This is a genomic window from Vibrio sp. B1ASS3 (genome assembly GCF_905175355.1).
Classification (GTDB): Bacteria; Pseudomonadota; Gammaproteobacteria; order Enterobacterales; family Vibrionaceae; genus Vibrio; species Vibrio owensii.
On record NZ_HG992742.1, the window covers coordinates 2,408,221 to 2,433,966 of the forward strand.

17 protein-coding genes are annotated in these 25,746 nt (G+C 45.7%); 4 read left to right on the top strand and 13 right to left on the bottom strand.

The genetic code is table 11. The features are described 5' to 3' along the window. The first annotated feature begins 144 nt into the window (after nt 1-144). The gene (locus KJB05_RS11040; protein WP_005442250.1) at nt 145-1,827 is read left to right on the top strand and encodes an aspartate:alanine antiporter; all 1,683 of its coding nucleotides are present in this window, start codon (nt 145-147) and stop codon (nt 1,825-1,827) included. Nucleotides 1,828-1,941: 114 nt separating this feature from the next. Here the strand turns inward: KJB05_RS11040 and fabV are convergent, their stop codons facing one another. The 9 genes from fabV to KJB05_RS11085 all read right to left on the bottom strand — a co-directional run bounded on the left by fabV (nt 1,942) and on the right by KJB05_RS11085 (nt 15,485). Continuing rightward, on the bottom strand, nt 1,942-3,144 hold the full coding sequence (fabV, locus tag KJB05_RS11045) for an enoyl-ACP reductase FabV (RefSeq protein WP_009705827.1): 1,203 nt from the start codon (nt 3,142-3,144) through the stop codon (nt 1,942-1,944). A 178-nt stretch (nt 3,145-3,322) separates the two neighbouring features. After that, the gene (locus KJB05_RS11050; RefSeq protein ID WP_208445414.1) at nt 3,323-5,608 is read right to left on the bottom strand and encodes an acyl-CoA dehydrogenase; all 2,286 of its coding nucleotides are present in this window, start codon (nt 5,606-5,608) and stop codon (nt 3,323-3,325) included. 68 nt (nt 5,609-5,676) lie between these two features. Further along, entirely contained in the window at nt 5,677-6,303 is a 627-nt protein-coding gene (locus KJB05_RS11055; RefSeq protein WP_009705826.1) for a TetR/AcrR family transcriptional regulator, read from the bottom strand. 419 nt (nt 6,304-6,722) lie between these two features. Beyond that, entirely contained in the window at nt 6,723-8,102 is a 1,380-nt protein-coding gene (locus KJB05_RS11060; protein WP_213053077.1) for an IS4 family transposase, read from the bottom strand. Nucleotides 8,103-8,248: 146 nt separating this feature from the next. Continuing rightward, nucleotides 8,249-9,421 carry a Na+/H+ antiporter NhaA gene (gene nhaA, locus KJB05_RS11065; RefSeq protein WP_009705825.1) on the bottom strand — a complete coding sequence of 391 codons (1,173 nt, stop codon included), beginning with the start codon at nt 9,419-9,421 and terminating at the stop codon, nt 8,249-8,251. 328 nt (nt 9,422-9,749) lie between these two features. Then, nucleotides 9,750-10,874: a lipocalin-like domain-containing protein gene (locus KJB05_RS11070; protein WP_208445483.1), complete on the bottom strand. Its 1,125-nt coding sequence runs from the start codon at nt 10,872-10,874 to the stop codon at nt 9,750-9,752. Beyond that, nucleotides 10,874-13,327 (bottom strand): ABC transporter permease, encoded by a 2,454-nt coding sequence (locus KJB05_RS11075; protein ID WP_208445482.1) that lies wholly within the window; start codon nt 13,325-13,327, stop codon nt 10,874-10,876. Before KJB05_RS11075 ends, KJB05_RS11070 begins: the two co-directional genes overlap by 1 nt. After that, nucleotides 13,308-13,979 carry an ABC transporter ATP-binding protein gene (locus KJB05_RS11080; RefSeq protein ID WP_005428554.1) on the bottom strand — a complete coding sequence of 224 codons (672 nt, stop codon included), beginning with the start codon at nt 13,977-13,979 and terminating at the stop codon, nt 13,308-13,310. The genes KJB05_RS11075 and KJB05_RS11080 overlap by 20 nt, the downstream gene beginning before the upstream one ends. 129 nt (nt 13,980-14,108) lie before the next feature. Next, entirely contained in the window at nt 14,109-15,485 is a 1,377-nt protein-coding gene (locus KJB05_RS11085) for an MATE family efflux transporter (RefSeq protein ID WP_208445481.1), read from the bottom strand. A gap of 95 nt (nt 15,486-15,580) precedes the next feature. Between KJB05_RS11085 and KJB05_RS11090 the strand changes: the two genes are divergently transcribed. After that, nucleotides 15,581-17,020 carry a DUF2867 domain-containing protein gene (locus tag KJB05_RS11090; protein ID WP_045413671.1) on the top strand — a complete coding sequence of 480 codons (1,440 nt, stop codon included), beginning with the start codon at nt 15,581-15,583 and terminating at the stop codon, nt 17,018-17,020. Between the two features lie 217 nt (nt 17,021-17,237). Next, nucleotides 17,238-19,142 (top strand): alpha/beta fold hydrolase, encoded by a 1,905-nt coding sequence (locus KJB05_RS11095; RefSeq protein ID WP_208445480.1) that lies wholly within the window; start codon nt 17,238-17,240, stop codon nt 19,140-19,142. 152 nt (nt 19,143-19,294) lie between these two features. Here the strand turns inward: KJB05_RS11095 and KJB05_RS11100 are convergent, their stop codons facing one another. The 3 genes from KJB05_RS11100 to rsuA form a co-directional block, all read right to left on the bottom strand. Then, a complete protein-coding gene (locus KJB05_RS11100) occupies nt 19,295-19,957 on the bottom strand; it encodes a DUF2913 family protein (protein WP_180825476.1) in 663 nt (220 codons plus the stop codon). Beyond that, nucleotides 19,957-21,159 carry a Bcr/CflA family multidrug efflux MFS transporter gene (locus KJB05_RS11105; RefSeq protein ID WP_005442264.1) on the bottom strand — a complete coding sequence of 401 codons (1,203 nt, stop codon included), beginning with the start codon at nt 21,157-21,159 and terminating at the stop codon, nt 19,957-19,959. The genes KJB05_RS11100 and KJB05_RS11105 overlap by 1 nt, the downstream gene beginning before the upstream one ends. Nucleotides 21,160-21,626: 467 nt before the next feature. Continuing rightward, nucleotides 21,627-22,328 (bottom strand): 16S rRNA pseudouridine(516) synthase RsuA, encoded by a 702-nt coding sequence (gene rsuA, locus KJB05_RS11110; protein WP_009705818.1) that lies wholly within the window; start codon nt 22,326-22,328, stop codon nt 21,627-21,629. Nucleotides 22,329-22,402: 74 nt separating this feature from the next. Between rsuA and KJB05_RS11115 the strand changes: the two genes are divergently transcribed. Beyond that, nucleotides 22,403-24,157, top strand: coding sequence for a DEAD/DEAH box helicase (locus tag KJB05_RS11115; RefSeq protein ID WP_208445479.1), 1,755 nt, complete (start codon nt 22,403-22,405; stop codon nt 24,155-24,157). Between the two features lie 74 nt (nt 24,158-24,231). On the opposite strand, the gene KJB05_RS11120 is transcribed toward KJB05_RS11115, so the two are convergent. Next, nucleotides 24,232-25,575: a GGDEF domain-containing protein gene (locus KJB05_RS11120; protein ID WP_208445478.1), complete on the bottom strand. Its 1,344-nt coding sequence runs from the start codon at nt 25,573-25,575 to the stop codon at nt 24,232-24,234. Nucleotides 25,576-25,746 lie beyond the last annotated feature (171 nt).

The following is a 25,746-nucleotide window of genomic DNA, read 5'->3' on the forward strand; positions in this document are numbered from 1 at the left end:
GCTTTTTTATTATGTATTCAAATTGTTACTCCCCTACGTCAAGTAATAGTAAAACCTAAAAAATTTCACTTATCTTTTTGCTATATTTAGTTACAATTCGAAATTCTTAATTTTTATTTGGCACACACCTTACCGAGCCACGCTGTGAACATAGACGTCGTACACCTTCTTGAACAAAACCCCATTCTTCTAATCTTCGTCGTATTAGCAATTGGTCTTGCCATTGGTAAAATTCGCTTTGGAAAGCTACAGTTAGGTAATTCCATTGGCGTTCTCATTACGTCTCTCGTAATGGGCCATCTTGGCTTTTCTTTTAATGCAGAAGCACTGACCATCGGCTTTATGCTGTTTATCTACTGTGTAGGTATTGAAGCGGGCCCAAACTTCTTCGGCATATTTTTCCGAGACGGTAAGCATTACTTTATTTTAAGTATGACCGTACTCGTTTCTGCGGTAGGTCTTACCTATTTCTGCAGCCATTATATGGGCCTCGATTTTGGTTTGTCTGCCGGTATGATGGCAGGTGCCCTTACCGCGACGCCTGTTCTGGTAGGTGCACAAGATGCGCTGAACTCTGGTCTTGCAACCATTCCACGCAACATGGATTTTTCTTTGGTATTAGAAAATCTATCGGTTGGTTATGCGATGGCTTATCTGGTGGGTTTGATCAGTATGATTATGTTCGCCAAACTGCTACCAAAACTGCAAAAGCAGAACCTATCGGATTCAGCTCAGCAAATTGCGCAAGAACGTGGTCTAGGTAACTCTAGTCAACGTAAGGTTTACTTGCCGATCATCCGTGCATACCGCGTTGGTCCTGAGCTGATTGATTGGACAGATGGTAAGAACCTTCGAGAATTGGGCATTTACCGCCAGACAGGTTGTTACATCGAACGTATTCGTCGTAACGGGATTTTGGCCCATCCAGACGGTGATGCTATCCTGCAAGAAGGTGACGAAATCGCACTAGTAGGCTTCCCAGACAGCCACGCACGTCTTGACCCAAGTTTTCGTAACGGTAAAGAAGTATTCGACCGCAACCTACTTGACCTTCGAATTGTCGAAGAAGAGATCGTGGTTAAAAGTGATGCGATTGCTGGTAAGCGTTTATCTGATTTGAACCTATCTGAATTCGGCTGTTTCTTGAACCGCGTAGTGCGCGCTCAAATTGAAATGCCAATGGATTTAGACATCGTTCTGGCCAAAGGTGACGTGCTCCAAGTAAGTGGTGAGAAAAGCCGCGTTCATGGTCTTGCTGAGAAAATCGGTTTCATCTCGATCCACAGCCAAATGGCAGACTTACTTGCATTCTGTAGCTTCTTTATTCTAGGCATTATGTTTGGTTTGGTGACCATGACGTTCGGTCAGGTGTCATTCAGCCTAGGTAACGCCGTTGGCCTACTGCTTTCAGGCATCACGTTGGGCTTCCTACGAGCGAACCACCCTACTTTCGGTTATGTGCCGCAAGGGGCATTGAACATGGTCAAAGACTTAGGTTTGATGTTCTTTATGGTTGGCATCGGCTTAAGCGCCGGTGGCAAGATGTTCGAACACTTAACTCAAGTGGGCCCGCAGATCATCGGTTTGGCGTTTATCGTCAGCGTTGTGCCTGTCGTTCTTGCATACCTAGTTGGCGCTTACGTGCTTAAGATGAACCGTGCCCTACTCTTTGGTGCCATCATCGGTGCTCGTACATGTGCACCAGCAATGGACGTAGTGAACGAATACGCGAAGTCGACGATTCCAGCACTTGGCTACGCAGGTACGTACGCGATTGCCAATATCTTGATGACCCTAGCTGGTACAATTCTGATTATTCTGAGTTAATCACTTTAAGCGGGCGTTGCAGAACAGCTTATGCAGCGCTCCTTATTCAACACAGAGATTCAAGACACAAAAAAGGCGCTCATTGAGCGCCTTTTTTAATTCCGTTAGAAACGATTAGATTTGAGTAAAATCTGTTTCTACTGCTGGGTTCACGTCTGCTTCGTAATCCACACCGTCAACACCGAAGCCAAATAGCTTCAAGAACTCTTCTTTGTACTCGACGTAGTCAGTCAGTTCTTTTAGGTTTTCAGAGGTGATTTGTGGCCATAGGTCACGGCAGTGTTGTTGGATATCTTCACGTAGTTCCCAGTCATCCAGACGTAGACGGTTCACTTCATCTACTTCTGCTGCGCTGCCGTCTTCTTTGTATAGACGTTGGCTGAACATACGGAAGATCTGCTCCATACAACCTTCGTGTACGCCTTCTTCACGCATTTTCTTGAATACCATAGCGATGTATAGAGGCATTACAGGAATTGCAGAACTTGCTTGAGTCACAACAGACTTAAGTACCGCTACGTTTGCGCTACCGCCAGTTGTAGACAGTTTCTCGTTAAGTGCTGCAGCTGCGCGGTCTAGGTCCATTTTCGCTTTACCTAGCGCACCATCCCAGTAGATCGGCCAAGTTAGTTCAGTACCGATGTAGCTGTATGCCACGGTTTTACAACCGTCTGCTAGAACGCCAGCTTCTGATAGTGCGTTAATCCATAGTTCCCAGTCTTCACCGCCCATTACGGTTACTGTGTCTTGGATTTCTTGCTCAGTAGCAGGCTCTACGCTTGCTTCGATGATTACGTCTTTGTTGGTATCAACAGCCGTCGACGTGTAAGTTTCACCGATAGGCTTAAGTGCTGAACGGATCAGTTCGCCCGTTTCTGGCATTTTACGTACTGGAGAAGCCAGTGAGTAAACCACCATATCTACCTGACCAAGGTCTTCTTTGATCAGATCGATTGTTTTCTGTTTTGCTTCATTTGAGAACGCGTCACCGTTTAGGCTTTTCGCGTATAGACCCTCTTCACGAGCTAGCTTTTCAAATGCAACAGAGTTGTAAAAACCTGCTGTACCTGGCTTCTTCTCTGTGCCTTCTTTTTCAAAGAAAACACCGATAGTTGAAGCGCCGCCACCAAATGCCGCAGCGATACGAGAAGATAGGCCGTAGCCACTTGATGCACCCACAACAAGAACGCGTTTTGGTGCGTTTTTAATTGGGCCTTGTGCTTTAGTGTAAGCAATTTGTTCTTTTACGTTAGCTTCACAACCCACTGGGTGCGTAGTAGTACAGATAAATCCACGAATTCTAGGTTTGATGATCATATTCAACTTCCTTTAAAAAACGTTGCTAGGATAAAAGGTTCAGCCCTACTTCGCACCTAATTTCTGTAAAAATGCTGCGAAAATGCAAGTGGTTGGAGCACTCAGCCGAAAAGTAAAAGCCTTAAACACAAAAAAGCACCTCAATTGAGGTGCTTCTCTCATTTTATACTCAAGCGCTTCATGCTGCTGAGTTCAGATGCGATTTTTTCGTGGTCACATTGGTACGAACTTCTGAGAAATCGTGGCTAAAGTGGTCAACTTGAATCGCTTTGTAGCGCAGCTTATCTGCCGCCATGATTTGGTCGATTTCTTGCTCTGTCAACACCTCTGCTTCAAACGCTTGCTGTAGACGGTCATGCAACAAACCTTTACGAGCTACTTTGCCATCTTTCGCCGCTTTCATCAGTTTACGTTCTAGGGGCTTCACATCGTACATCGCTAAGAACGCACGCTCCATCAGACCAACGCTGTCGTCCTCTGCTTTACCGATGTAACACAAGCTCGTCATGCGGTCACGTTGTGCTCCTGGTGTCATCATTGCTTCTGCTAAGCTCACACACAGCTCGTCACTTGGTGCTTTGAAGTGATTGCCTAATGGGAACAACAAGCCTTTTAGAACGCCCCCCACGTATTTCACAGGGAAGTTTGAATACGCTTCATTTAGCGACTTCGAAGCGTTGTACAAACAATGCTGAACGGCATAGTGTACAAAGTTCAAATCACCTTGTTGGCGTCCTTCATCTTCGTATTTCTTAAGCGCCGCTGACGCCATGTATAGATAGCTCAAACCATCACCAAGACGTGCAGAGATCATCTCTTTACGTTTCAGGTCACCGCCCAACGTTAGCATTGCAAAGTCTGCACTCACTGCCAGTGCACGACTTAGGCGAGTGATGTCTTTGTAGTATTGCTGTGTAGGGCCACTCATGTGCGCTTTCACGAAGCGAGAACCGGTCAATGCCGCACCCAACGCACCAAAGGTGTTACCCATTGCGTGTTTGATGTGTTTGAACAGCAGATCATCAAACTCTTTTGCGCCTTCTTTCGAATCTGGGTTCGCAGCAGCTTCCATCTCTTTCAACACGTACGGATGACAACGTGTCGCACCTTGACCGAAGATCATTAGGTTACGAGTTAGGATGTTTGCCCCTTCAACCGTAATCGCGACTGGAATACCTAGATAGTGTTTCGCTAGGTAGTTCATAGGGCCATCTTGAATCGCTCGACCCGCGTGAATATCGAAAGAATCGTTCAGGATAGTACGAGCCATTTCTGTCATGTGGTATTTGGCAATTGCGGTCACGATGCCCGGTTTCTCTTTCATATCCAGAGAAGTCGTCGTCAGCGTACGAGTCGCCTCAAGCAGGTAAGTCAAACCGCCAATACGGCCCATTGCTTCTGCCACACCTTCAAACTTACCAATCGACATACCAAACTGCTTACGAACGTATGCATAAGCGCCAGTAGTGCGCGTAGTAAGGTGACCAATCGCGGTACCTAATGCAGGAAGGGAAATACCGCGACCGGCCGATAGACACTCAACCAGCATGCGCCAGCCTTTACCTGCGTATTCTGAACCACCAATCAACCATTCCATAGGAATGAACACGTCGTTACCACGAGTAGGACCGTTCATAAACGCAGAGCCTAGCGGGTCGTGACGCTCACCAATTTCCACACCTTCATGGTCGGCAGGAACCAATGCACAGGTGATACCCACGTCTTTCTTGTCGCCAAGCAGACCGTCAGGATCTTGAAGCTTGAACGCCAAACCAAGTACGGTTGCTACAGGTGCTAGAGTGATGTAACGCTTGTTCCAACTAACACGGATACCAAGGACTTCTTCACCCTCGTGCATGCCGTAACACACAACGCCTTGGTCAGGAATGCCGCCTGCATCTGAGCCAGCTTCAGGGCCAGTCAATGCGAAACAAGGGATATCAGTACCGTCCGCTAGACGTGGTAGCCAGTAATCTTTCTGTTCTTGAGTACCGTAGTGAGAAAGCAGCTCACCCGGGCCAAGAGAGTTTGGTACCATCACAGACACTGCCGCACTGATGCTTCGTGTTGCAATACGAGATACGATGGTTGAGTTAGCCAGAGCAGAGAACTCACGGCCACCATACTCTTTTGAAATGATCAGTGAAAAGAAACGCTCTTTGCGTAAGAAATCCCAAACCTCTGGCGGAAGATCTCGATCATCTTTCACAATTTGTTGATCATTAAGCATTTCAAGCAGTGTTTCGAGTTCATTATCCATGAAAGCTTGCTCTTCAGAAGACAATGCAGGCTTCGGATAATGATGTAACGTTGTAAAGTTAGGCTTGCCAGAGAACAACTCTGCATCCCACCAAACGCTACCCGCTTCCATTGCTTCTTTTTCAGTGCTCGACAATGGAGGCAATACTTTCTTAAACATTTTGAATGCTGGGTCACTAATCCATTTTCTTCGTAGAGAGCTCATAGTTCAGATCCTTTTGTTCACGTCACCGCTCGCGGCTTTCACTTATCTTTTTTATTGATTTAATGTTTTTACTTAGCGGACATACCGGCCGACAAGTAAGGAATCAGTAGGTCAACGACAGACTTCACGTCCACCTCTTTTTCAAATTTGCTTTCTGCAATCTCGGTTAACGCTTGGCTCGATGCCATAGTGAAAACACAAGTGCCAAGTGTGAAATGCAATCTCCAGAAAAGTTGTTCTTCGCTCATTTCAGGGTTTGCCTTCATGATGGAGAACATAAACAGGTTCAACACTTCTTCATATCTTGTACTGATAAACCAGCGTAAATGGCCTTGTACATCGGTGTATCCTCGACCAATCAGCAACATAAACAATGCTGTGCCGTTCGGTCTCACGTCATTCAGTGCACGCAGAGGTAAACGTAGCGATTCAAACACTTCATCCATGTTGTAATCGTCGCGTGTGTTTAACTCGATCAAAGACGTTTTGATGCTCGGCATTAGCGCCTCTAGGTATCGGTCTAGTACTGCCCTTACAAGCGTTTTCTTGTCGCCAAAGTGGTAGTTGACCGAAGCTAGGTTCACGTTCGCCTTGCCAGTAATGGTTCTCAGTGATGTGTCATTGAAGCCGTATTCTGCAAATAGTCCTTCTGCTACATCGAGTATTTTTTCTTTTGTTGTACTTCTCGGGGCCATTTCAATCACTCGTATTAAACAACTGTTTGAAAATATACTCCCGAAACTTTAGATTAACAAATGATTAACATCACATTTTCACTCATTGGTCTGACCAGACAAAGAAAGTGTGCAGTTAACGAGATGAATTTAAAGCGGTTCTTGTTTTGTGAAAAAAACTTCTAAAAAAAATGGAACTGTTTGGAATTGTTCCGGTCTGAATTACTGTAACAACTAGGGCATTTAAAGTTTTACTGGCCGTCAAACTTGTTTCTATCTAGTTGCTACATTGCTGCTTTTTCTTATTAACTCCTATGTTTGTATCCGCCCAGACACTTTTTCGTCTGGGCTTTTTTTCGTCTGTCGTTTGAGGCTTTGTCAAATGACTTTCTTCTGGATACAAAAAAGCCTCCCGATTTGGCTGTCTCTTGATCACAAGTCTAGTGATCAAGAGACATTGCGAGCTCGTAGCCTTCAAGGATGGTTTGCAGTTTAAACCATCCTTCCCATAGTGCCTTTATTGAAGCTCTGCCCGTCCTCTTGGTATCTTTCCAACCGCCTAATTTAGCAAGATTTCTGTACGCCCAGCTCATATCGGGTACTTCTTTAGGTAATGTCTTGCTTTCTAGTTTCAACCACAGCAGCTTCCAAGCTTTTGTGCCCAAGGCCTTTTCACAACTTTCTGTTGATAGCTCATCAACTTCTTTAATGAAACGTAACGCCAATAAACGAGTCGCAACAAAGGCATAGATGACACTTAACCTCTCTAAGTTACCTTTACTTTGGAGTCTTAGTGACTCCACATCCGTACCTTCACTTTTCCAGACTTTATGGAAGTCTTCAATCAGCCATCGACGCTCGTAATAACCGATAATTCTCATGGCGTCTTCAGCGTTGTTTATTGGCTCCGACGTCAAGAGGTGCCATGCTAACTTGTCTTTTGATGCCCCTTGCTCAAGGCAACCAACATAATAAACAGGTATGCCTGCGTGCTCTTTTTTGTTTGCCGGAGCCTTTAATGTCACCTGACCATATTTAACGTCAAGCTTTACATCTCTCGCTTTTCTCCCTCCTTTTTGGGGGATGGTAAGCTCCTTTGTCTCGACACTTGGTAACGCTTGCGCATAGTCGTAAAGCTTTTGAGCGTGTTCTTCTAGACAACGACTTTGCATTGAGCGAACGACAAAGCGCTGCTGATGTTGACGTTTATAAGTTAAGTATTCGAATAGGTCTGCTTCTCGGTCACAGACCGAGATAACATCTAACATCTTATCCCCTAGGCGCTCAACGACACGGCGAGAAGCTTGCTCCCATTTGTAACTCTCTTTCTCCTCGTAAGGACGAGTCGCGTGTTGGTGCTTTTGCCCACGCTTAGTAATATCTCGGCTCCATCGTTGTTGCTCTATAAGACCAACAATGGTCTGACTTTGTGGTGCAAAAAGTAACGTCGAATGTACATGGAGAGCTCGGGTTCTATTGCCTTGATTCGTGTGCCCGAGCTCTTCTTTTATACTTCGATGAGGAAAACTGAGCGTTGTTGTATCTTCAAGCGCAAGTAATTCTTCATGCTCTTTAGCTCGGGATACGGTTGATTGAAAGCCAGCTTCAGCGATGTCTTTTGCATCGATGTTTTCATTACGGATAAAGCGATATGCGCCTTCCATATCGGCGGGAGAAAAAGGAAGTTTAGCCACGGAGACTCCTGGTTGATTAGCAATGGAAGTCGCTAAACTGATGAGGCGTTGTGTTCTTCGAGGATCTTTAAGTTGTGCTTGTCCAAATTGTTCTTGCGCCCAAAGTTTAGCGTCTGAGTGTGTCATCTTAGTGTTTCAGTAAGGATTCTTAAGTGATCAGATCGCACACACTTGAAAGAGTTCAAAAAAAAAATCCCTAAGCTACAAGCTTAGGGATTTGTGTATAAGAGACAGCCCGATTTGGGAGGCTTTTAAAGTGTAATCGTCTTTTCTTACGCTTTTTCTACCGCTACTTCTTCTGCCGCTTTCTTAGGTAGAGAGAAGTGCAATAGCGCATAACCTAGCACTGCTGCCGTTGTTGAGCCCATCAAGATACCTAGTCGAGCATAAGTATCGAATTCAGGACTTACGTTACCGAATGCCAGTGATGAGATGAAGATCGACATCGTAAAGCCGATACCACACAGCACCGATACAGCAAAGATGTGCATAAAGTTCACGCCCTCTGGCAACTTAGCAATACCCATTTTCACAGCAGCCCAGCTGAATGTGAAGATACCAAGTGGCTTACCAACCAACAGACCCAGTGCAATACCTAGAGGTAGCATAGAAGTCAGACCGGACATCGATACGCCTTCTAGTGAGATACCAGCGTTTGCAAAGGCAAACAGAGGCAAGATACCGAATGCTACGTATGGGTGCAGTGCATGCTCCATGTGTTTCAGTGGAGAGTGCTCGCCCTTCTTACCTTTAAGTGGGATAGCAAAACCGATTACTACACCTGCTAGTGTTGCGTGTACACCAGATTTCAGTACGGCAAACCAAAGGATCGCACCAACTATCATATACGGCGTTAACTTGGTGACGTTTTTCGCGTTCAGCATAAAGAGCACGCCCGTCATGATAAAGCCAACCACCAATGCCATTGTCGATAGATCGCCTGTGTAGAAAAGCGCGATGATGACAACAACACCAAGGTCATCGATAATAGCCAATGCCAGTAGGAAAACCTTCAGGCTAATTGGCACACGCTTACCAAGAAGCGCCATGATACCTAGAGCGAAAGCAATATCTGTTGCAGCAGGGATTGCCCAACCAGAAATCGCCTCAGGGTCACCGGCGTTAAATGCAACATAAACAAGTGCCGGAGCCAACATACCGCCTACCGCTGCAATAGCAGGGAAGATTGCGGTTTCTTTCGATTTTAGTGCGCCTTCAAGTAGCTCGCGCTTTACTTCAAGACCGATAAGTAGGAAGAACACAGCCATCAGGCCATCGTTGATCCAGTGAGAAACTGACATACCAAATACATAAGTATGCAGCATAGCTTGATAAGTTTCGCCAAGTGGGGTGTTAGCAATGGTCATCGCAATTGCAGCAGCAATTACTAGAAGAATACCACCAGCGGATTCCATTTTGAAAAAGTCACGAATGACATCGTTCATGATTTCGCCCTTATATTTATTATCTTAATAAACGATTAACAAAGAATGATGAGAGTGTATAGCTGCTGAAAATTTTAGAATAATCGCTTGTTTAGAGTTTAAACTTCGATTTTTCCGATGTTTCATTTACGAAACATCGTATTTTCAACAAGAACATAATTATTTACAAGACCTGCCTATCTCCTTATAAGCTCAATCTATTAACATAGACTACTATTAAGTTAGTATAATATCTGATGAATTTTCGTGATTAACGTGCGGTTTTGCGTCGAAAACTGCGTGTTTCATTAACAAAAAAGCCACCCTTCTGGATGGCTTTTTTCGTATCCTAGTAACCGGTGAGTTGCATAAATCCCCAGGCTTCATTGGACCCCGATGCGAGTATCGGGCCTTCCCAATATGGAATCACAAAGGGCAGCCACATGTCCGATTTTATGATCCTCGTCGTCAAATTAATCTTCTGCTCGGGGACATTAATGATCCACTGCAGCGGTAAACGTCGTCCATTAGACAAGTTGGTCACCTGTAGTGGCGTCATGGTTAAATCTTTTTCGGTAAGGTTAATCACCTTGCCAGAACGCGTAGATAATGTGCCGAATAGGTGAGGCACCTGGCCATTGTGTCGATAGCGGCTTACTGTCAATGCGCGGCCATCATCAAGATTAAATACAAACCAATCCCAACCTTGCTGCCCTTCGCCAATCAGACCGCTTCCCCACTCTTTCTGCGTCCATCCAGAGCCAGAGACAGGAATTTCACGACCATTTAAGGTCAGTGTACCTTTTACATTAAGGAACGGTGCACTGAAGCTGAAAGAAGCAATAGATTGAAGTGCGTGTTTAACTTGGAAGCCCTGATCACCATTTACGACAAATGGACCATTGGTTGTGGTGTTCAAATCAAGCGCAAACGTGTCGGTCGCTACGTCTAAATTACCCGGGAACGGAGTAGAGCCTAGTGCTCGCCAGTTCCAGTTATCAATCCACAAGCGGAACGGGCGATTCGTCATTCCAGCCTGTCCAATGCCGCCTCGTGCAACTCTCTGCTCTTTCCACACATGAGAACCAGAGCTCACAACGATATGGGAGATAAACAATTGTGGGTTCTGCCAACCGCGAGTATCGCGTTCGTCCGTAGCAACTCGGAAGTAGCTCCATTGAACGTTATACACTTTGCCGTTCTTGTCTTGAACTTTGGCAAAGTAGTTCCACCATTCATGTTGATAGTCAGGGTGGAAACGAAAATCCTGCGGTAACGAAACATGTTGATCTGGTAGCACCGGCTCAAAGATGGTTTTGCTCTCGCGTTTTAGAACATCGCTGATCTCACTTTGTTCTGTTGCCGTCGCTTCTGCCCAATGTGTAACGTACAAAATCACACCCGCTAATGCGATAAACACAACAAACACCAGAGCAGAAATAGAAAACGTCTTTTTTGGGGTCATCTTCTTCATTACAACGCATCCCTTAACGATTTCATCGGCGTACTCTTGATCATTCTTATCACAGGCAATGCTCCTGCGATCATGATGGCTAACATCGCCCAAGCAATCGTCTGAACGTATTCCCAAGGAATGGTTTGAAGCTCTAACGACCAACCGAAGGACTGCTTAATGATGATATCGACAATCAAGTGCGCCAACGCTAAGCCCAGTGGAACCGCGATAATCGCAGAAATCATACCGAAGGCGAACAACTGTAAACCACCTAATAAGACGAGTTCTTTACCTGAAACGCCCATACACCGCAACAAAGAGAAATGTCGTTGACGAGAAAGCTCACCCGCGAGCGTTGCAAAGAACAAACCAAACACAGCGATAATCAACGTAATGTTGCCCAGCGTACCCGCGATTGCAAAGGTATGGTCAAACACACGCATGGCTTGGTTATAGATATTGTTATTGTCAAACACTCGGTCTTGCGACAGACGGAATACGTTCTCTAGACGACGCTTTAAGCCTTCGCCATTCACGTTGTCTTCGAGCAAGACGCCAAGTCCAACGTTGCCAGAGCCTGCGAACGCATACAGCCAATTTCGATGCGACATCATGACTTGATTGTATGGGTTACCATAGTCGTAGTAGACACCAACGACTTGCCACCCTCCCCCTAATGGAGGTTGCAGGTCTATGTAATCACCAGGGCGAATATCGAGCTTTAAGGCCATGGATTCGCTCACCATCAAACTCTTAGAGTGATGTAAATGGTACCAATAGTTAGGTACTCCAAGCTTCACTGTTAGAGAGTCCAACTCGCCCTCGGAAGAGCCTGTACTCACAACCTGCAAGGCACCACGTTCCGTCGGTACGTCTTTTTCCCAACGCCACCAAACCGAATCAACCTCTGGCTGTTCTTTTAACCAAAAACTCATACGTGCTGCAGAGTTGTTGGTTGGATAAATATAGAGATCGGCCGCTAAGCGTTGGCTCAACCATTTATCCGTCGTATCGCGGAAGCTACCCACCATGGTTTCAACACCAATGTTTGCGGCAAGCGCAAGCATAAAGGCCATAGTCGCTACGCCTCGGTAACTCATACTTGCCGCCGCGTCAGCAAAGAACCAACGCACACGAACCCATCGTAATGAATAAGAGAAGCTTTGGAACATGTGCCACATCAGGAACGGCATAAACAACGCCACGCTGATCAGCATTAGTGCGATAATCGCAAAACCCGACTCTTGCGTTTTTGGTGCCTGATAAACCGCAACAGCAGCCACACAGAAGCCACAAGCCGCAAAAGCTTGCCAAGAGAACTCACGCCCAGCAAAACGCATTAGGGATAAGCGAGAAGATAAACGAATAGGTTGCGACTTTAATAAGCGGATTAGTGGCCACAGGCAGGAAATTAGGGCACCCAATGCCGACATAGCCAAACTGTATAGGCTTGATTCCCAAGACCAACCAATAGTCAGTCCTACGTTAGCATCGTATAAATCGCTCAAGCTTGATGAAACGGCAGGAATAAGCTCGTTAGCTAGAATCAAACCGAAGAAGTTACCACATGCCCAAGCGACAAGAACAAGTATGGTCAGCTCCAGCATCAAAGCTTGTGCCAACTGCATACCATTCACGCCAGTTTGACGAAGAATCCCCACCAAACGTTGACGTTGAATGAAAGACAAAGACATCGCTTGGTAGAAGATGAACAAGCCAACTAGGAACGATAGCATGCCCATTGCTGTCAGGTTCATGTGGAATGCTTTCGTCAAAGATTCCAATTCTGAGCGGCTATTACGTACCAGCGTCATGCCATTTGGCAGCATATTTTTCAGCGCCAACACCTTCTCTTCAGGCATTTCGCCACAAGCAATCGCGGACAAGCCAGAGCTGCGCTTTAACATTCGAAGAAGCGAAATGTCCGTCACTAGGCGCGTGCCTGAAAGTAAGTTGTCGCTGTCGACTTTCAACGGCCCTAATCTGCTGCCATCGTTGAGGGTAATAAAGTCACCATCATTCCATGACATGTGAGACGCTAAGTCTTGGCTCACTAAAATTGGGTAAGGTGGCGTCATCAAAGTCAGCATAGGAAGGTCTTTTAGCGACTTTCCTTGCTGCAAAGGCAGTAACGCAACAGGATCTACCCCAACCAACATAAGGCTTAAGTCGGCTTTGGTATCGAGATGAAGAACATCGAATGGCGCGCACTGATTAAAACCAGCACGTCGAAGTTGAATGTAAAAACCCTGAGGGATTTTATTAGCTGAATGCTTGGTACGAATACGGTAAGGTAAAGGGTTTGAAAAGAGTTTCTCACCGGTTTCGTAGCTCTGTTTTGCGTGTTGGTTAATAGATGTCACACCAACAAGAAGTGATACACCTAAGGTTAAACCAAGCCAAACAAGAATAATTTGAAGTGGATAGCGACGGTAATGACCGAGTAGTGCCTTAACTACGGGCCATAACATGCAGCTGTCCTCCTTGAAGACGAATTCTACCTTCCATGTGCTCTGCAACTTTCTCACTGTGCGTAACCAACAGCAGCGTACACTCTAATTGACGTGCTAGGCTGGTTAGTAGACGCATTACCGCTTCAGCATTACGCTCATCCAAGCTACCTGTCGGTTCATCGGCTAGCAGGATTTTCGGCTCCATATACAAAGCACGGGCAATCGCAGCACGTTGTTGCTGACCACCAGACACTTCTTCAGGGTAACGACCTAAAAGCGGCATAAGATCGAGAGCAGAAAGAATTTGACGCCACAAGCCTTTGTCTTCTGGTAAGCCTTTCAATTGGCGGCAGAAGCGGATGTTATCAGCGATATTCAAGGTAGGAAGCAGGTTGAACTGCTGGAAGATATTACCAATGTTGTTGCGGCGGTAGAGTGTTCTAAGATGTTCAGGTGCGCTATGCATTGCAAAGCTTGGGTATTGGATCTCGCCCGAATCGGCAGTATCAAGACCTGCGATAAGGTTAAGGAGCGTACTTTTCCCCGATCCACTTTCACCCATCAATGCAACTTGTTCACCTTGTTGTAATGTTAATTCTGCCCCTTGTAGTACAGGATGAAACTCTCCCCCGTCTACATAGCCTTTACATAGGTCTGACAGTTTTAACATTGATTTTGCCGCTCAAATGGTGTTTAAAAATTGGAATCAGAATCTACACTAAAATCCTGTTGGTAGGAAGTATTTTGAATAGTTGATCACACTATCAGAGTACAAATGCAACTTGTCTCGCGACCCTTCCTAAGCATCGATCAAATTTTTCATCCATTTCTTGCTCACCATGCGGTGTAGGCATGTCCCCCACTTCACCACTTCTTCGGTCAAAAACAGTAAATAAACCCATTGCGGCTCAAAGCCTAAATAGATAGCACCAAAGGCAGCTAATGGAATACTTATTACCCATTGCGCGATCAGATCTTGGTACAAACAGAACTTCACATCCCCACCCGCGCGAAGCACACCGACAATAGCCATCATAGGAACAGAACGAAGTACCACCCCGACAGCAAGGATCACCATAAACTGTTCAGCTAGGTGGCGCGTTTCTGGCGTCAGAGCACTAAAGGCATTGAGAATAAGTTGGTTTGAGAGCAGAAGTAAAATCGCGACAACGACGGCAATCAACACATTGAGAGTCACGGTTGACCACGCTTGATAGTAAACCGGACCAAAGTTCTTTGCGCCTAATTGATTGCCCACCAATACCGCTGCAGCATTAGATGAACCGATCATCATAGCAAGAGCAATCGACTCTACCGGCGTCATTACTGACAATGCCGCTAAGCCTTGCACGCCTGCTTGCCCCATAATCGCGTGATAAGCAAACAAGCCGCCCGCCCATGCTAGGAAGTTAAATGTTGTCGGAAGGGAAAGTTTTAAGAAACGAGTGATTTTATCCAACACTAAGCTGGCACGAATGTCGTCCAAACCAAAAGCAATGATGTGTTTTTTAAACCACAGGTAACTGAATAAACAAGTTACTTCAATAGCACCACTGATGACGGTTGCAATGGCAGCCCCTTTAATGCCCATCGCAGGAAAGCCAAATTGCCCAAAAATAAGCACCCAGTTAAGGAAGATATTAGACAGAATGCCGATGCCGCTAAAAAACGTACTTAGACCCGGTTGATGCATAGCACGGAGACCAACCGCCATACTTGCGACACAGGCAACAGCAAACATGCTAACCGATGAAATAACGAGATAATCAGCACCAAGCCGAATCACCTCTTCCGAATCTGTCGTCAAGCGCATGATGGGTTCTGGGAACAGAACGAATAACACCACCGTAAGGGCTGCGAATACCATGGAAATCATCCACGTCAACGACGTACTTTGCCTTACACCAACTTTGTTTCCCGCACCCCAGTACTGCGCTGTTAACAACGCACCACCGGTTGTTACGCCAAGGAGCATGATGGTCGTAACGAATGTCGCTCTTGCTGCAACGCCGACCGCAGCAATTTCCGCCTCGCCCAATTGACCAAGCATCAGTACGTCCACGAGGCTTCGGCTAGAGAACATCATGCTCTGTAACGTTATGGGTAATGCAATGGCAAATAGTCGACGTAAAAACGACTTATCGGCATGAGTAACCAATTGTGAGAAAAAAGTCATGCACGCTCCGACGACAACTCATTGATAGAACGAGAAAAGTGTCTCATGATTATACCCAGTGGTGACTAATCCACCAGCAATAAAAAGGACTCAGAATGAAAAAGGTGTTGGTACTTGGGGCTTCCGGATACATTGGCTCACAGCTTCTTCCACAGCTGCTTGATAAAGGTTACATTGTCACGGCAGCCGCGCGTCATATTGACTATTTAGAATCTCGAACTCAACCACACCCTAATCTCACTCTCACTTATTTAGACCTCGCAGATGCAGAAGCGACGCTCGAAGTCGTGAATGATTTTGATTTGGTGTTCTTCCTTGTGCACGGTATGGCGCAAGGTCACGACTTTGTAGAGTACGAATTAAACCTCGCAGAGAACTTCAAAAATGCCCTTGAGAAAAGTCGCGTAGAACACGTGATTTACTTGAGTGCGATTCAGCCCCAAACCGGCAACTCTCAACACTTAGCAGCACGCAAAGCGACGGGGAAGATCATTCGTCAAGCCGGCGTGCCTGTCACCGAACTTCGCGCAGGCGTGATTATTGGCCCTGGGTCTGCGGCATTCGAGATCATGCGTGACTTCGTCTATAACTTGCCTATTCTGATTGCGCCTAAGTGGGTCGACTCCAAAGCTAACCCAATTGCCCTACCCAACCTCAATCACTACTTGCTTAAACTGGCAGAAACTAAACCAACAGAAAGTGAAATCTATGAAGTTGGTGGGCCGGACACATTAAGTTATCGCGAGCAATTTGAAGTCATTTGTAAAATCACGAAAAAACCTTACCGACTTTGGTCAACCCCACTGCTGACACCTAAAATGGCATCGTATTGGTTAGCCATTGTGACATCAGTTCCTGCAAGTATTGGTAAAGCGTTGCTAGCTGGTTTGGAGCACGATTACATTGCCGATACCAAAGCCATTCATGAACGATTTCCACAAGAGCTAATCAGCTATGAGCAGTCCGTAGCGGACACCATCGCGACGGAAGGAACTTTTGTGCGCAGTAACGTATGGGGTTTTGAACCAGCAGCACTCAAACGTTGGCAACCAGGCTACGGGTATTACCCAAAACAGGCAGGAGCAAGCATTAAGACAAAAGCTTCTGCAGAATCACTTTGGAAAGTCGCACAAAAGATCGGGAGCCCCGAAAAAGGCTATTACTTTGCCAACATCCTTTGGCGCACCCGAGAGTGGCTCGATATCTTCTTTGGTGGAGGGAAACCCATTCGAGTTTCACCACCGGGGCCAGAGCTCAAAGTGGGTGATTTCATTGATTCATGGAAGGTTATTCGCTGCGAAGAGAACCAGTTCCTTTCACTGTTTTTCGGTATGAAAGGCCCGGGACTTGGCCGTTTAGAAATTACGATCAAAGACGATGGCGAAGAGCGTGAGTTCGACATTACCGCATGGTGGCATCCGCAAGGCTTCCCCGGTTTGCTTTATTGGTTTGCGATGATGCCAGCACACCTATTCATCTTCAAAGGTATGGTAAAAGCGATCGCCAAAGAAGCAGAGCATCTAGAGCAGGAATAACGCCCCATTGCACTTGGCCGCTCATAGCACTTTCAAATAATGTAAATAAAGATGGTTTGAGAGTGCTATTGAAAAGGTTCTATATTGATTAACACCCTGTAAATTTAATTGAATTTATTTCAGTGCAATCCCCATATTATTCTTAGCTCATACCTTATTTAGATCGGCTTTGTTCTGAACTTAGTGACTATAACGTTAAGCAGATTTTGGAATCACAATGGGCAATCGATACATCATTAGCAGTAAACACCACGATAACTTTATGCTTCGTCAGCAACACGTCGATAAGATCGCGCTAGTGACAGAGGGAGGCGGTCAGCGAGGCATTTTTACTGCAGGCGTGTTAGATGCCTTCCTGCATGCTGATTTCAATCCTTTTGACTTGCTGATTGGTACTTCTGCTGGCTCTCTCAACCTAGCCTCGTACATCTGTGGGCATCAAGGGCATGCCTACAAAATCATCACAGAAACAACACGACGCCCTGAGTTCTTTAAACTCACGAAATACTTGCTCAATGGGGAAGGATTTGACTTAGATTTTTTAGTAGACAATGCCGAGACAAGCATCCCGTTAAACTGGAAAAAAGGTTCTGATTTACTCAAAACAAAGCAAGTCGTCGCCGTCGCAACACACGCACGAAACCTAACGACAGAGTGTTTTGATGTCACCGTTGATAATTGGAAGGATGTACTTAGAGCATCTTGTGCGATTCCCGCTCTGCACAAAAAACCCGTTGTATTTAATGGCGCGCGTTGGTTAGACGGCGGTGTATCTGCACCAATCCCAGTAGAAGAAGCTTATCGTCGAGGTTACAAACACATCGTGGTAATCCGAACAATGCCCATCGACTTTGACGAGCACCATCCTTTAATAGAAGCCGTGCTAAAGCGCGCGCCATCCAAAACAATGAGTGAGCTGTCGGCTATTTTGCTCAAACACGAAGAAACTTATCGACAGACTCGACGCTTTCTCGTCTCTCCCCCTGATGATGTAAACATTTACGAAATTTCTCCAGCGCGGAACTTACAATCTTCGGTTGTTGAGAGTACGAAAAAACAACTCGATGCGGATTATTTGCACGGTGCTCAACTAGGCCGCTTGTTTGTGACCAGCATAGGAAGAAAACTCAATATTCCTCACAAGCCCTATAAACGCTATCACCCTATTACCTCGGAATTGAGTCATCATAACCATGACTATCACCAACAAATAGATGATGTATGGCAAAGCAGAAAGAGCGGTTATTTTAAAGGCGCGATGAATAATGATATCGCTTGGATTAACGTGAACCCTCAAAACCATACAAGAACGTTAGTCATTGTTCAGGGGCGAAATGAATCGTTTTGGAAATACAAAGAAGTCATTTACGAACTCAGCCAATACTTCAATATCTATTCCTTTGATCATCGAGGTCAGGGAGAGTCGCAACGCTTGGCAGAACACAGCGAACTTGGACACGTGGACCAATTTGAGCATTATGTTGAAGACTTAGCTCAGTTTCTTGAAGAGGTTGTAGAGAGCCAACATAAAGACGAAGTTATGATGCTCGCTCACTCTATGGGAGGTGCTGTCGCAACTCAATACCTCGCAAGTTATGATCACAACGTTAAAGCGTGCGCCCTGACAAGCCCAATGTTTGGTATCAAATTACCCAAAGTGGTGGGCGGCATTCAAACGGCCACCATTAAACTCATCAGTCAACTTCAGAAAACACCGAATTTCGCCCCTACCCAGACGGCATTTGTGACCAAAACCTTTGAAGGCAATGATCATACAAGTAGCCCTAATCGCTTTAAAGCCTACAGTGATTTGTTGAGCAACCACCCCAACCTGAGACTCGGTGGTGTTAGCCCTAAGTGGATCAGCGAAGCCGTTGCTGCGGGTAAAAATTGTTTAGCTCAAGCCAAAGACATTAAAACGCCGATTTTAATCGTGCAACCAGAGGGTGATAACGTTGTGTCCTTGCCTGCCCAAGACTTATTCAATGAGCATTGTGCCAGTTCAAGGCTTTTAAGCATTCCTCATGCAAGGCATGACATTTTAATTGAATCCGACCGATATCGAGATTGGGCCCTGAAGCGAATCATGAACTTTTACGATCACAGCCATAAGTTTGTTTAGTCGCTTGATAGAAGTGAATGTCATACCCTCAAAAACAAAAAAGCGTACACACCACAGTATGTACGCCTTAAAGAGCCGTAATCTCCGATAAATAACATTCTTAACTCACCTGAAGGTGAAGCTCGGTTACTTATTGAGATGCTAAATACGGTCTAGTCTGCTTTGAATGACAGAGGGATCTCTGCCAGCTGATTGCCTTCGTTTGCAGGGAAGATCAGGTATTCACCGTGGTATTTCACCATCGATTTGTAATCCGTCACTTTATGAACCATATAACCCGCTTGTGATGCTTTTTCGACAAACTCAGCGTGGTTGCCACGAACAAACCAACTCATTGGTTTAACGAGTAGCTCACCATCGAAACAGCTTTCGCACTGGTCAGCACATAAGGCTAGTGAGTTTTGACCTTCAGTGAAGATTTGCACTTTGCCACAGCCAACCAGTTGCTCAGACGTAGACACTTCCCAACCCGCTTGTTCCATTGCATCAAGGAACGCTTCAACGTCAGAATCTTTGATCACTTTAGGCTCTTCACCTTCTGGGAAAAACTGCGCGTAAAAGCCAGAGATGCGTTTGAAGATGAATAGCAAACCCGCATCATTACCTTTTGAGCGACCTGCTTTTTGCCAACGCGTTAAGTCATCACCCACAGTGCGACCAAAACGTTGTGATTTCAGCGCCTTGGTTACCCAACGAACTAAGTAATGGTTGTTCGCTACTGGCGCATTCGCCAATTTACCTGAGCGATGCTCCTGGTCTAAATCCGCCAGAGCAGCGTTAACTAAGTTTTGAATTTCTTTGGTGTAATTAGACATTACGCCTTTCTTCCTAAAGTCCAATAAAACAGTGCAGACAGCACTGAACAAGCAAACATAACGATGATCATCGGCCACGACACACCACCCGGCATTGCTGCAACGAGTGCACCAATCAATGAACCCGTACCAAAGCGCAGTGTACCCGCAAGCGAAGATGCCGTACCTGCCATTGTTGGGTAACCGCTAAGTAGCAACGCCATCGAGTTACTACCAATCGTAGACAAAGTACCGATAAACAGCACAACGAATGGCACAATTCCCCATAAACCGAGATCAAGCATCCAGCCAACAAACAGACCAATACCCGCAATCAACTGAATCGTTAAACCAAAGCGAAGCATGGCGTGTGAACCAACTTTCTTGACCAAGCGGCCGTTCAGGCTGGTCATGATGATCATCGCGATGATGTTCAATCCAAATAGGTAACCGAATTGGTCCGGTCGAACACCATATAAATCAATATAAACAAACGAACCCGCAGTCAGGAATGCAAACATACCCGAGAACGAAAATGCACCTGAAAGCATTAAACCTAATGCCTCAGGGTTAGAACACAGACGCGCATAGTTGCGAATCGTAGTTCTAAATCTTAGTGGCTGACGGTTTTCTGGTTTCAGCGTTTCTGGGATCATCCATAGAACCAGCAAAATCACCACAACGGCAAAAATAGCTAGAACCCAGAAGATCGAGCGCCAACCGAACCAGATAGCAAGGTGACCACCAATCATCGGCGCTACCAGAGGCGCAATCGTGATCACCAAGGTCACGAATGACATAGCACGCGCGAAGTCTTCACGGTCAAACATATCACGCACGACCGCTTGAATGATCACAGCCGCCGCAGCGCCAGCAAAACCTTGTGCAGTACGCACATAAGTTAGCGCATCGATACCGTTAGTGGTCGCGCTGACTACCGCTGCCAAACCAAAAAAGAGCACACCTAAAATGAGTACTGGTCGGCGACCGTAGCTGTCTGCTAAAGGACCGTGAATTAACTGACCTATTGCAAAACCTGCAGTGTAAGCCGTTAACGTAATTTGTACCGCGCCTGGAGTTACTCCAAGATCTTTTGCGATGGTTGGCATCGCCGGCAGATACATATCGATAGCAAGTGGTGTTAATGCACCAATAGCACCGAGTACAAGGAACAATAAAAAACTGATTTGTGACTGGGGAGCACTTTGGGCTTTTTCTGTCATTGCTTTACCTCTTGTTGTGTCCTCCCATCAACATTCCACATTGATTGAGATAGATGATTGACGCTTCTCCTACCCTGAATTCGTAATAGTTACGGAGACAGAGCATAGTTTCCTTACCAATGAGAAGATCATAAAAGACGAAAGTATACCAAGACGGTCTTGACTAACTCGACGCTATAACCTGCATGATCAGTATGCAGAACGACAAAATAACCGAGCTAAAACGAAGAGGCGGTGACGTTAACACCGTCTGTACTTATCGTCAGTAAGGACCAACAAGAGAAAAGACTTTTCTCAGATTAAATACAGTTTTGCCTGCGTTTACGAGCGGCGAATGTGCGTCTTGTTCAGACACTAAGACATATTTGGTAGGAACCCTCATTTTGAGCGATTTCCTACCAAAACACTAGTTCCTATCGGGAATTAAACAATTTCCCAGAACAGCAATTATTTCCGAATAGAATGGATTACTTCCAAACTGATTCGACTTCTTCTTCGGTTAAGAATCGGTAATCACCCGGCTCCAATGCTTCATCAAGCACGATAGAACCAATACGCTCACGATGTAAGTGCTCTACTTTATTGCCGAGTGCAGCAAACATACGTTTCACTTGGTGGTATTTACCTTCCACAATCGTTAGAAGTACTTCGTTTTCTGCTTCGTTGACGATTTCTAGGTGTGCTGGCAGTGTCGCTTCACGCTCGTTACGTAGCTCAATACCTTCAGCAAACTTCTCAACATAATCAGGTTGAATCGCATCCACTAGCCATACACGGTACGTCTTTTCACATTTGTGTTTTGGTGACGTAATACGGTGCGACCACTGACCGTCGTCTGTGATCAACACAAGACCGGTTGTGTCCACATCCAGACGACCAGCAAAGTGAAGGTTCTCTACCTTTGGCTCATCAAGTAACACGAATGCAGTTGGGTTGTGCCCATCTTCATGTGAACACACAAAGTCCGCAGGTTTGTACAGCATGATGTAACGAGGACCAGGAGCACCAACTTCGCGCCCTTCCCACTCAACCACACCACCTTCTGGCACTTTGAAAGCGCCACTCTTTTGTACTTCACCATCAACCGTTACTTCACCACTTTTGATGATCTTCGTTGCCTGCTTGCGAGTCGCGCCCAGTGCATCACACAAATATTTATCTAAACGCATGAATACCTCTAATGTTTAAGGTCGGGTATTATAGCGATCCTAATTCGAATAGTTGAGCAATTTCACAGATTTTCATGTACACCCTTCGACCATACCAAGCCGACTCTGTAAAAGCGGTGATTCACTATTTTCGTAAACACTCCACACCAGCGGTCATTGTGCTACCTACAGGTGCGGGGAAAAGCTTGGTCATTGCTGAGTTAGCAAGGCTTGCCAAAGGTCGAGTACTGGTACTTGCTCACGTAAAAGAATTGGTGGAACAGAATCACGCCAAGTACGAAGGCTATGGACTGAAAGGCTCAATATTTTCAGCGGGGCTTGGGCGAAAAGAAACCGATCAACAAGTGGTGTTTGCGTCGGTGCAATCTGTGGTGCGTAATCTGGATTCCTTCAAGAACCAGTTTTCTTTGCTCGTCATTGATGAATGCCACCGTGTACCCGATGAAAAAACCAGCAGCTATCAAAAAGTAATCACACACCTAAGAGAGCTTAACCCGGGCATTAAAGTTTTGGGCTTAACCGCAACACCATATCGCTTAGGTATGGGTTGGATTTACCAGTATCACACCCGTGGGCAGGTTCGCACGGAAGAGCCCCGCTTTTTCCGTGACTGTATCTTCGAGCTTCCTATCCGTTACTTGCTGGATGAAAACTTCTTGACACCTGCACGCATGATGGATGCACCCGTCTTGTCTTATGACTTCTCTCAGCTAAAACCGGCTAACACAGGTCGATACAAAGAAGCGGAAATGGACATGGTGATCGACAAAGCCAAACGTGCGACGCCACAAATCGTTGAGCAAATCATTCAATACGCCAAAGAACGTAAAGGTGTGATGGTGTTCGCTGCCACGGTTCGCCATGCTCAAGAAATCCATGGATTACTACCTGAAGGTGAAACCGCAATAGTGATTGGTGACACGCCAACACCTGAGCGTGATGCCATCATTCAGTCGTTCAAAAACCGTGAAATTAAGTACTTGGTTAACGTGTCCGTTTTGACCACAGGCTTCGACGCGCCACATGTGGATTTAATCGCGATTCTGCGTCCGACTGAATCCATTAGCTTGTATCAACAAATTGTTGGTCGTGGTTTACGCCTCTCGGAAGGCAAATCTGAATGTTTAGTTCTGGATTATGCCGGCAACAGCTATGACTTATATCAACCTGAAGTGGGTGATCCTAAACCAGATTCCACCAGCGAAATTATCACCATTCCTTGCCCTGCTTGCGGCTTTAATAACAACTTCTGGGGCAAGTTAGACAGCAACGGCTTTTTGCTTGAGCACTTTGGTCGTCGCTGCCAAGGATATTTTGAAGATGATGAAACCGGAGAGCGTGAACACTGTGGTTATCGCTTTAGAGCGAAATACTGCGGGGAATGTGGCGCTGATAACGATATTGCAGCGCGTATTTGTCATGAATGCGACGCCACCCTTGTCGATCCAGACAAAAAACTCAAAGAAGCATTAAACCTGAAAGATGCCCTGATCTTCGAATGTACAGAAATGGATTTGTCGGTATTTAAGTCCAGTGACGGTAAGTCACAACTAAAAGTGACGTACTCTGGTGAAACCTATCAAGGTGAAGGGAGCGCATTGGTGCACGAGTTTTGGTCATTGAATACCAAAAAACAGAAGCAAACATTTAAAGACCAGTTTGTGCGACCTCACCTTGCCGACAAACATCGTCCATTTGAAGAAGCATCACCAACGAAAGTGGTGGCAAACCAACATCGTTTCCGTTTGCCTCAATTTGTGATTGCTCGTAAATCAGGTCGTTTCTGGAAGCTACGTGATAAGATCTTCGAAGACGAACTCAAGCAGTAAAGATTCAAGCATAATCCAGCCATAAAACGACAAACAGCGCCCACTTCGGCGCTGTTTCACTTTAAGACCTAGATTCAAATGTCCTTGTACTGATACATATCTTGGTCAGCCAGTTCAATCACATCAAGCAAAGACTCGTCACTCGTTCCTTTCGCCACCCCTGTCGTCACACCAACCTCTATGCCATAACGCACTAAGGGTCGTGCAGCGATGCTATCTCGCAAATTGGCAGCAAGCTCCTCTGCAGACTCCAGTGGGCAATGTGGCATAACAACCACAAACTCATCACCACCAAGGCGAATCAACCAATCACTCTGCCTAAAGGTCGACTTCATCATTCTTGCGATATGAATAAGCGCTAGGTCACCCGCTTTATGTCCATAGGTATCATTGATTTGCTTAAACTTTTTGCCATCGATAAGAATCACCGAATAGTGCCCATCTTTAAGTGCATCTTCAAAGTCTTGATCTTCAAATACCTTGCGATTGTACAACTCGGTCAGTTCATCCCGACTGGCACTTTTAATCGCATGCGCCAAATGATCTCTGTGCTTGATATTGGAAGAGTAAAGGCGGTGATAAGTTCGAACCAAAACCCAAGTCACTAGCAACACCCAAAGGTTATCGATGATCACCTTCACGACAGGCAATTGATAGATCACCACGCTGACGTTATCAAGCGGCAATATTAGCCCTCCAGCGAGATCATAAAACGGGTAATTTGCATGCCCGATAGTGACGTAATAGTGCCCGTTTACTTTCTCCGTCGATAAGCTCTGCCCTTCCAAAAACTCATAGTTAACATGAACTTCAACGACCACATCACCAACGATGCTCCCGTCACTATAAACAGGGCTTGAGATGCTAAATGTCGTTTCTCCTGTCTCGGTATTATCAAAGTTTTCAGAAAAGACAACTCTGTCGGCTAAATCCGAGTCGTGCATATTCAAGGTGCAATCGCGAGTTTGACTGCATAAAGCGGGATCGAACATTGAGGGCTCAATAGCAAGGTTGTCCCCTGCTTTCGAGAAGATAAGCTTTTGCCCCGTGTAAGACCGATAGTAAATGTGAACGTTGGGTCTCTCCGCAAGCTCGCGGTTGTACTGATAAAGGTCTTCTAATACGGTGAACGCAATCCTTTCGCTGTGATTGAGCTCGTCATCGTTTAGCGATTTAACTCGTTGCGATTGGTTTATATGATCTGATGTAAGGGAAACTGGAGAATCGTGTTTTAGGTCAGATTGAATTCTCAATCCAGTTAGGACCGCAGTGCTTTTGTAGAGCTCCAGATAATTGGCGATAGAAGCAAACTCTTTTTCACTGCGATTGATCGCCCAAAAGCTCATCGAAGAAACGACAGCAACATAGACCAGTAACGAAATGACCAGAGGATTTTTCGACAGTTTAAACAGAAGCATTCTCTACCCTAAGAACTCCATGCATACACTAGGAACTGCACCGAGCCATCCAATTAAAATGCCCTATCATTTGTCCAGACCAATTATATGTAATATTTATATCAGCAGCGTATAGCGCGAAAAATATACATTTGTTAGGTTTTTGTTTATAGGCATATTGCGAAATGCAAA

What these genes read in the sequence shown, in the direction of transcription:
- KJB05_RS11090 (WP_045413671.1), top strand. Translation starts at nt 15,581, where the DNA reads ATGAAAAAGGTGTTGGTACTTGGGGCTTCCGGATACATTGGCTCACAG.
- KJB05_RS11055 (WP_009705826.1), bottom strand. Translation starts at nt 6,303, where the DNA reads ATGGCCCCGAGAAGTACAACAAAAGAAAAAATACTCGATGTAGCAGAA.
- nhaA (WP_009705825.1), bottom strand. Translation starts at nt 9,421, where the DNA reads ATGAACGATGTCATTCGTGACTTTTTCAAAATGGAATCCGCTGGTGGT.
- KJB05_RS11105 (WP_005442264.1), bottom strand. Translation starts at nt 21,159, where the DNA reads ATGACAGAAAAAGCCCAAAGTGCTCCCCAGTCACAAATCAGTTTTTTA.
- KJB05_RS11100 (WP_180825476.1), bottom strand. Translation starts at nt 19,957, where the DNA reads ATGTCTAATTACACCAAAGAAATTCAAAACTTAGTTAACGCTGCTCTG.
- KJB05_RS11095 (WP_208445480.1), top strand. Translation starts at nt 17,238, where the DNA reads ATGGGCAATCGATACATCATTAGCAGTAAACACCACGATAACTTTATG.
- KJB05_RS11070 (WP_208445483.1), bottom strand. Translation starts at nt 10,874, where the DNA reads ATGAAGAAGATGACCCCAAAAAAGACGTTTTCTATTTCTGCTCTGGTG.
- KJB05_RS11075 (WP_208445482.1), bottom strand. Translation starts at nt 13,327, where the DNA reads ATGTTATGGCCCGTAGTTAAGGCACTACTCGGTCATTACCGTCGCTAT.
- KJB05_RS11050 (WP_208445414.1), bottom strand. Translation starts at nt 5,608, where the DNA reads ATGAGCTCTCTACGAAGAAAATGGATTAGTGACCCAGCATTCAAAATG.
- KJB05_RS11120 (WP_208445478.1), bottom strand. Translation starts at nt 25,575, where the DNA reads ATGCTTCTGTTTAAACTGTCGAAAAATCCTCTGGTCATTTCGTTACTG.
- KJB05_RS11060 (WP_213053077.1), bottom strand. Translation starts at nt 8,102, where the DNA reads ATGACACACTCAGACGCTAAACTTTGGGCGCAAGAACAATTTGGACAA.
- KJB05_RS11115 (WP_208445479.1), top strand. Translation starts at nt 22,403, where the DNA reads ATGTACACCCTTCGACCATACCAAGCCGACTCTGTAAAAGCGGTGATT.
- KJB05_RS11085 (WP_208445481.1), bottom strand. Translation starts at nt 15,485, where the DNA reads ATGACTTTTTTCTCACAATTGGTTACTCATGCCGATAAGTCGTTTTTA.
- KJB05_RS11080 (WP_005428554.1), bottom strand. Translation starts at nt 13,979, where the DNA reads ATGTTAAAACTGTCAGACCTATGTAAAGGCTATGTAGACGGGGGAGAG.
- rsuA (WP_009705818.1), bottom strand. Translation starts at nt 22,328, where the DNA reads ATGCGTTTAGATAAATATTTGTGTGATGCACTGGGCGCGACTCGCAAG.
- fabV (WP_009705827.1), bottom strand. Translation starts at nt 3,144, where the DNA reads ATGATCATCAAACCTAGAATTCGTGGATTTATCTGTACTACTACGCAC.